Annotated in this window: 8 protein-coding genes and 4 pseudogenes; 5 read left to right on the top strand and 7 right to left on the bottom strand. The window is 39.7% G+C overall.

The annotated features are described in order from the left end of the window. On the bottom strand, positions 1-288 hold a 288-nt coding region (locus EJF25_RS25255; protein WP_200832987.1), incomplete at its 3' end, for a hypothetical protein. A 14-nt stretch (positions 289-302) separates the two neighbouring features. On the opposite strand from EJF25_RS25255, the gene EJF25_RS25250 reads away from it, so the two are divergent. Together EJF25_RS25250 and EJF25_RS24370 are read left to right on the top strand one after the other, a co-directional pair. Further along, complete coding sequence (locus tag EJF25_RS25250; RefSeq protein ID WP_004314171.1) at positions 303-458, top strand: hypothetical protein; 156 nt, start codon at positions 303-305, stop codon at positions 456-458. Positions 459-832: 374 nt separating this feature from the next. Beyond that, a pseudogene (locus EJF25_RS24370) lies at positions 833-1,165 on the top strand (aldo/keto reductase); the annotation flags it as partial. Between the two features lie 185 nt (positions 1,166-1,350). On the opposite strand, the pseudogene bioD (EJF25_RS24365) reads toward EJF25_RS24370, so the two are convergent. From bioD (EJF25_RS24365) to EJF25_RS24355, 3 genes and pseudogenes are all read right to left on the bottom strand, one after another. Beyond that, positions 1,351-2,000, bottom strand: a pseudogene (bioD, locus tag EJF25_RS24365) (dethiobiotin synthase). Further along, positions 1,997-2,794 carry a malonyl-ACP O-methyltransferase BioC gene (gene bioC, locus EJF25_RS24360; protein WP_125042010.1) on the bottom strand — a complete coding sequence of 266 codons (798 nt, stop codon included), beginning with the start codon at positions 2,792-2,794 and terminating at the stop codon, positions 1,997-1,999. The pseudogene bioD (EJF25_RS24365) and the gene bioC (EJF25_RS24360) overlap by 4 nt, the downstream one beginning before the upstream one ends. A gap of 215 nt (positions 2,795-3,009) precedes the next feature. Next, on the bottom strand, positions 3,010-3,678 hold the full coding sequence (locus EJF25_RS24355; RefSeq protein WP_125042009.1) for a DUF452 family protein: 669 nt from the start codon (positions 3,676-3,678) through the stop codon (positions 3,010-3,012). 171 nt (positions 3,679-3,849) lie between these two features. Between EJF25_RS24355 and EJF25_RS24350 the strand changes: the two genes are divergently transcribed. The 3 genes and pseudogenes from EJF25_RS24350 to bioD (EJF25_RS24340) all read left to right on the top strand — a co-directional run bounded on the left by EJF25_RS24350 (position 3,850) and on the right by bioD (EJF25_RS24340) (position 6,177). Then, positions 3,850-4,518: a DUF452 family protein gene (locus EJF25_RS24350; RefSeq protein WP_125042009.1), complete on the top strand. Its 669-nt coding sequence runs from the start codon at positions 3,850-3,852 to the stop codon at positions 4,516-4,518. 215 nt (positions 4,519-4,733) lie between these two features. Beyond that, positions 4,734-5,531: a malonyl-ACP O-methyltransferase BioC gene (gene bioC / locus EJF25_RS24345; RefSeq protein ID WP_125042010.1), complete on the top strand. Its 798-nt coding sequence runs from the start codon at positions 4,734-4,736 to the stop codon at positions 5,529-5,531. Then, positions 5,528-6,177: pseudogene (gene bioD / locus EJF25_RS24340) on the top strand (dethiobiotin synthase). The gene bioC (EJF25_RS24345) and the pseudogene bioD (EJF25_RS24340) overlap by 4 nt, the downstream one beginning before the upstream one ends. A 185-nt stretch (positions 6,178-6,362) precedes the next feature. Here bioD (EJF25_RS24340) and EJF25_RS24335 read toward each other — a convergent pair. The 3 genes and pseudogenes from EJF25_RS24335 to EJF25_RS25240 form a co-directional block, all read right to left on the bottom strand. Beyond that, positions 6,363-6,710 (bottom strand): annotated as a pseudogene (locus EJF25_RS24335) (aldo/keto reductase); the annotation flags it as partial. Between the two features lie 360 nt (positions 6,711-7,070). After that, a complete protein-coding gene (locus EJF25_RS25245; RefSeq protein ID WP_004314171.1) occupies positions 7,071-7,226 on the bottom strand; it encodes a hypothetical protein in 156 nt (51 codons plus the stop codon). Beyond that, positions 7,219-7,416, bottom strand: coding sequence for a hypothetical protein (locus EJF25_RS25240; protein ID WP_200832986.1), 198 nt, complete (start codon positions 7,414-7,416; stop codon positions 7,219-7,221). The genes EJF25_RS25245 and EJF25_RS25240 overlap by 8 nt, the downstream gene beginning before the upstream one ends. Positions 7,417-7,505: the final 89 nt, after the last annotated feature.

Genomic DNA, 7,505 nt, shown 5'->3' with positions numbered 1-7,505 from the left:
AAAAATACTACCCGAAAGGCTGGAGATTTTTCCAGAAAACAGGAGGCTTGACCTTGCTTTCCCGTACAATCCCGGAGTTACCTTTGCACCCAGCACGAAAATGACTGCCTGATGCGGCTCACTGAAAGGCGCGAAAATGGAGGTAAACGGAAGTGGAGGCAGATTAGACAGGAAAACTTCAAAAGAGAAATCCGTGAAAAAGACATCCCCAACAGAAAAGAACATAGCCGGTAGCGTGAAACTGAGCAAACCATCGGCAAGGAAGTATGTTTTTATCTGTTTGGCCAAACGTGTTTGGTCGGATGGATAAAATCATTCTTCCCGGTTTGTCTGCCGTGAGTGACGGCTTGTTCCATTTATGGAATGTGCGGTCATACACGGCTTTCCGCTTCCGGCTCAAAAGGACAACGAAAAAAGAAAAATCGTCAAAACCCCGTAAAAGCACCTCTTTGGCATAAGCACAAAAGAAAGGGGCCTTGTCTCATCAGTCTAAACTATTGTTTAGGCATGAGGCAAAGCCCTTTTCTCCGCTTATGCGGCAGTCGGCACACGTTCGTTCAAAATCTTTTTGGGCGATGGTGTGCTGACGGATAAAATCGCTTTTACGGAAAAACTTGTGTGAGAAGAAAAATCAGGAGATTCATTTCTAAATCTCCCGTTTTATTGTTACTTTTGCATACGAAGAGTTCTTTGAAGGTTACGCAACGCACAGAAGAATAATGCAGTAGATAACTAACTAATTCGTAACCTATTACTATTATGAGCGATTACCCAATGCTCATTTCCAATAAATTACACTCTTTTCGTAACTTCGGACAAACGAATATACGGTTTTGATCCGAACAATGATAACCGTCAGACTCTGCCACGTTTCCAACCGGAAGCAATGAGAATGAATACCCGAATCGTGAATGTGCTGCAAAACTTTGGTCGTATGCGAGGTATGACTTCTGCGCAGGTAGCGCTAGGTTGGTTGTTGCAGAAGGCACCATGGATTGTACCGATTCCCGGAACGACGAAACTTTCGCATCTGGAAGAGAATTTACGTACCCTCGATTTAACATTATCCACTGAAGAATGGAAAGAACTAGAAGATGCGATTGTTGCCATTCCGGTTGTCGGAGATCGTTATAATGCTGAACAGCAACGACAGGTAGGATTTTAATGGAAAAACTGAAATTGTTAAATTACACAATATTAATCACATAGATTTCTGGAGAATAGCATATTAACTCTTTATATTTCAGTCCCTCATCGATCTATTATGTATCTGGTAGAGGATATAATATGTAGAAAGAATCTCTTCTTATACTAATAGAAGAGATTCTTTGATAATGTACAATTTAGTCTTTAAATTTCAGATATCTCAGGTACTAAAAGAAATTTAGTACCTGGAAAGTTCTTTTTCAAATAAGTACGAATGAATTCCATGGTATCATTTTGAATTGTTTTATCTTCTACAGTCGGATATAAATTATAAAGTACAGTATCTAGTGTAATGCCACGTCTTTGTATAGCTTCCAAACTTAGAAGCGTATGATTAATACTACCCAATTTACCGGAAGTGACAAAGATCAGCGGATACTGTTCTTGAGCGATGTAGTCGATAGTCAGGAGTTCTGTTGTAAGAGGTACCATAAGACCACCCGCTCCTTCAAGTAGTACATAATCATAGCGTTCACTCAATTCTTGTGTGGAACGTTTGATTTTGTCGAAGTCGATGGGGCGGTTGTCCAGACGGGCGGCGAGATGGGGAGAGGCCGGGTAAGAAAAGATTTCCGGCATGGTTAGTCCTTTCTTGTCTTCTTGTGTAAAAGGGATTCCCATGATGCGGCGGTGCAGGTCGATGTCTTCGGAATGCCCTACATTGCCGGTTTGGATAAACTTTGTGTGATGGTTTTCTTTCCGCTATTATTCCATTCACGTGCCAGAAAACCGGTGGCATAACTTTTACCGGCATCGGTATCGATACCGCTTACAAAATATACATTCTGTTTCATACTCTTTTTTTCTTTGCTATAATATAAATTGGATGATATGTTAGAGATACTGTACTACCTTGACTGAACTTTTGGGTGTAACGTTCACAAAAGTGGTATAGATCACGACGGGTCCAGAGATGTTCTTTTGCCTTATGATCTTGTTCCGTATGTAAGGAAACAGGTGCTGACAGTCCGGTTACACCGGTTTGTTTCAGATGATAGAGCACTTTCATTGGATTCTCGAAGCGGAGAGGGATAATTTCTTCTTCTGAATATAAGATATCAAAGTGAGGAGATAAAGCTGCTTCTAACTCTTTTCGTGAACGATAAGGGAGTCCGTTTCCAGTGAGTTCCCTAACTTCTTTCATATTGTCTTTTCCAAATGTGCTGAAAGCAAAATAGCCGTCTTCGTTGAGTAAGTTGTTGCATCTCTGAAAGAACTTTTCGGGAGATTCGAACCATTGCAAGGCAGAGCAGGAAGTGATTAATGAACTACTATTAGGAAAAAAGATATTTTCTGCATCTCCCGGAAGAAAGGCAACTTGATGTTCTTTTAATAAATCTTCGCAGCAATATTTCATCTCTTCGCAAAGGTCATTCAACACCAGAGATTTTGGACGAAGACTTTGGAGCAACATACGGGAATAAATTCCTGTTCCACAGCCGAATTCAATGACATTTGGGCAAGGAGCGGACAAGTGTTCTTGAAGAAGGCGGATCATCTTGTCGGCAATTTGTCTTTGTACATTTGCTTCCTCGGAATAGGTGGTGATGGCTTTAGAGAAGCGTTCGGCAATCAATGATTTATTCATGAGCAATAATTAAAGTTTCACGCTTGATTTGCAATATTATACTTTACTTCCACAAGTGGTTTTCTTAGGCTTGGGAAGGTTAATTATTTATCCATTTGTTGAGTATTAATAGCTTATGTCTCAACTATTAATACTTCATTTCCAAGCTATTAATAGTCTATTTCTCAACTATTAATAGCCAATATCTCAATAGTTAAATGACTCGTTCGTTACTACTAGTCCGTTGAAAATAAATGTTTTAATGGTAAGTTAAAAAGCTCTTTCTGATAGTGTGCTGCATCTGTTTCTTCTATCATATCTACTTTGTCTTTCCATGCCTGCCATTGATTTTCCGGAAGGAAAATACGATCATTCTTTCCAATGACAACTTTCTGCCAAATGAATGAAGAAGGAGGTAAAGCCAGATACAAACATTGAATGGCAGCTAGTTCATCTTTTAGTTCTTCAACAGGGCGTCGTGGGGCTACTGATAGAAACTCTTTATATTCAACCGCTGAACCGCACATTCTCCTTTGGAATTTAAGTAGTGTCTGTTCATTTAAGCCTTGAAGTGTTCCTTCAAAAATTGAGTGTGCAATACCTCGTGTGTCGTCTATCGGATAAAGTGTGCCGTTGAGAACAATACTATGGACAATCGGTAGATGGGGAAATCGTTGCATAATCTGTGAGGCTACCCATACTCCCATTGACCAGGCAATCAGTGTGATATGAGAGTATTTTTGAATAAGAGTATCGTCAAAATTCAATGAACGGTAGTCATAACAGATCATCAAATCACAATCATTGGAATGAATTTGTTGAAATGGCGTTTCGTCCATTCCCCACCCTGCGAAGAAGAGAATCAGGTGTGGATGACTATTCTTGATTAAAAATTCCTGTATCATTTGTTTAGAATAGAATTTATTAATTCATCAATTTCTTTTTCAGTGATATCTGCTGTTAATGAGAAACGGATGCGGGAAGTTCCTTCAGGAACTTCCCGCATCCGTTTCTCATTAACAGCAGATATCACTGAAAAAGAAAATTGATGAATTAATAAATTCTATTCTAAACAAATGATACAGGAATTTTTAATCAAGAATAGTCATCCACACCTGATTCTCTTCTTCGCAGGGTGGGGAATGGACGAAACGCCATTTCAACAAATTCATTCCAATGATTGTGATTTGATGATCTGTTATGACTACCGTTCATTGAATTTTGACGATACTCTTATTCAAAAATACTCTCATATCACACTGATTGCCTGGTCAATGGGAGTATGGGTAGCCTCACAGATTATGCAACGATTTCCCCATCTACCGATTGTCCATAGTATTGTTCTCAACGGCACACTTTATCCGATAGACGACACACGAGGTATTGCACACTCAATTTTTGAAGGAACACTTCAAGGCTTAAATGAACAGACACTACTTAAATTCCAAAGGAGAATGTGCGGTTCAGCGGTTGAATATAAAGAGTTTCTATCAGTAGCCCCACGACGCCCTGTTGAAGAACTAAAAGATGAACTAGCTGCCATTCAATGTTTGTATCTGGCTTTACCTCCTTCTTCATTCATTTGGCAGAAAGTTGTCATTGGAAAGAATGATCGTATTTTCCTTCCGGAAAATCAATGGCAGGCATGGAAAGACAAAGTAGATATGATAGAAGAAACAGATGCAGCACACTATCAGAAAGAGCTTTTTAACTTACCATTAAAACATTTATTTTCAACGGACTAGTAGTAACGAACGAGTCATTTAACTATTGAGATATTGGCTATTAATAGTTGAGAAATAGACTATTAATAGCTTGGAAATGAAGTATTAATAGTTGAGACATAAGCTATTAATACTCAACAAATGGATAAATAATTAACCTTCCCAAGCCTAAGAAAACCACTTGTGGAAGTAAAGTATAATATTGCAAATCAAGCGTGAAACTTTAATTATTGCTCATGAATAAATCATTGATTGCCGAACGCTTCTCTAAAGCCATCACCACCTATTCCGAGGAAGCAAATGTACAAAGACAAATTGCCGACAAGATGATCCGCCTTCTTCAAGAACACTTGTCCGCTCCTTGCCCAAATGTCATTGAATTCGGCTGTGGAACAGGAATTTATTCCCGTATGTTGCTCCAAAGTCTTCGTCCAAAATCTCTGGTGTTGAATGACCTTTGCGAAGAGATGAAATATTGCTGCGAAGATTTATTAAAAGAACATCAAGTTGCCTTTCTTCCGGGAGATGCAGAAAATATCTTTTTTCCTAATAGTAGTTCATTAATCACTTCCTGCTCTGCCTTGCAATGGTTCGAATCTCCCGAAAAGTTCTTTCAGAGATGCAACAACTTACTCAACGAAGACGGCTATTTTGCTTTCAGCACATTTGGAAAAGACAATATGAAAGAAGTTAGGGAACTCACTGGAAACGGACTCCCTTATCGTTCACGAAAAGAGTTAGAAGCAGCTTTATCTCCTCACTTTGATATCTTATATTCAGAAGAAGAAATTATCCCTCTCCGCTTCGAGAATCCAATGAAAGTGCTCTATCATCTGAAACAAACCGGTGTAACCGGACTGTCAGCACCTGTTTCCTTACATACGGAACAAGATCATAAGGCAAAAGAACATCTCTGGACCCGTCGTGATCTATACCACTTTTGTGAACGTTACACCCAAAAGTTCAGTCAAGGTAGTACAGTATCTCTAACATATCATCCAATTTATATTATAGCAAAGAAAAAAAGAGTATGAAACAGAATGTATATTTTGTAAGCGGTATCGATACCGATGCCGGTAAAAGTTATGCCACCGGTTTCTGGCACGTGAATGGAATAATAGCGGAAAGAAAACCATCACACAAAAGTTTATCCAAACCGGCAATGTAGGGCATTCCGAAGACATCGACCTGCACCGCCGCATCATGGGAATCCCTTTTACACAAGAAGACAAGAAAGGACTAACCATGCCGGAAATCTTTTCTTACCCGGCCTCTCCCCATCTCGCCGCCCGTCTGGACAACCGCCCCATCGACTTCGACAAAATCAAACGTTCCACACAAGAATTGAGTGAACGCTATGATTATGTACTACTTGAAGGAGCGGGTGGTCTTATGGTACCTCTTACAACAGAACTCCTGACTATCGACTACATCGCTCAAGAACAGTATCCGCTGATCTTTGTCACTTCCGGTAAATTGGGTAGTATTAATCATACGCTTCTAAGTTTGGAAGCTATACAAAGACGTGGCATTACACTAGATACTGTACTTTATAATTTATATCCGACTGTAGAAGATAAAACAATTCAAAATGATACCATGGAATTCATTCGTACTTATTTGAAAAAGAACTTTCCAGGTACTAAATTTCTTTTAGTACCTGAGATATCTGAAATTTAAAGACTAAATTGTACATTATCAAAGAATCTCTTCTATTAGTATAAGAAGAGATTCTTTCTACATATTATATCCTCTACCAGATACATAATAGATCGATGAGGGACTGAAATATAAAGAGTTAATATGCTATTCTCCAGAAATCTATGTGATTAATATTGTGTAATTTAACAATTTCAGTTTTTCCATTAAAATCCTACCTGTCGTTGCTGTTCAGCATTATAACGATCTCCGACAACCGGAATGGCAACAATCGCATCTTCTAGTTCTTTCCATTCTTCAGTGGATAATGTTAAATCGAGGGTACGTAAATTCTCTTCCAGATGCGAAAGTTTCGTCGTTCCGGGAATCGGTACAATCCATGGTGCCTTCTGCAACAACCAACCTAGCGCTACCTGCGCAGAAGTCATACCTCGCATACGACCAAAGTTTTGCAGCACATTCACGATTCGGGTATTCATTCTCATTGCTTCCGGTTGGAAACGTGGCAGAGTCTGACGGTTATCATTGTTCGGATCAAAAACCGTATATTCGTTTGTCCGAAGTTACGAAAAGAGTGTAATTTATTGGAAATGAGCATTGGGTAATCGCTCATAATAGTAATAGGTTACGAATTAGTTAGTTATCTACTGCATTATTCTTCTGTGCGTTGCGTAACCTTCAAAGAACTCTTCGTATGCAAAAGTAACAATAAAACGGGAGATTTAGAAATGAATCTCCTGATTTTTCTTCTCACACAAGTTTTTCCGTAAAAGCGATTTTATCCGTCAGCACACCATCGCCCAAAAAGATTTTGAACGAACGTGTGCCGACTGCCGCATAAGCGGAGAAAAGGGCTTTGCCTCATGCCTAAACAATAGTTTAGACTGATGAGACAAGGCCCCTTTCTTTTGTGCTTATGCCAAAGAGGTGCTTTTACGGGGTTTTGACGATTTTTCTTTTTTCGTTGTCCTTTTGAGCCGGAAGCGGAAAGCCGTGTATGACCGCACATTCCATAAATGGAACAAGCCGTCACTCACGGCAGACAAACCGGGAAGAATGATTTTATCCATCCGACCAAACACGTTTGGCCAAACAGATAAAAACATACTTCCTTGCCGATGGTTTGCTCAGTTTCACGCTACCGGCTATGTTCTTTTCTGTTGGGGATGTCTTTTTCACGGATTTCTCTTTTGAAGTTTCCTGTCTAATCTGCCTCCACTTCCGTTTACCTCCATTTTCGCGCCTTTCAGTGAGCCGCATCAGGCAGTCATTTTCGTGCTGGGTGCAAAGGTAACTCCGGGATTGTACGGGAAAGCAAGGTCAAGCCTCCTGTTTTCTGGAAAAATCTC

It is taken from the genome of Bacteroides faecalis, from assembly GCF_003865075.1.
GTDB lineage: Bacteria > Bacteroidota > Bacteroidia > Bacteroidales > Bacteroidaceae > Bacteroides > Bacteroides faecalis.
The sequence above is the reverse complement of the archived record's forward strand: the minus strand, read 5'-3'. Positions and strand labels throughout refer to the sequence as shown.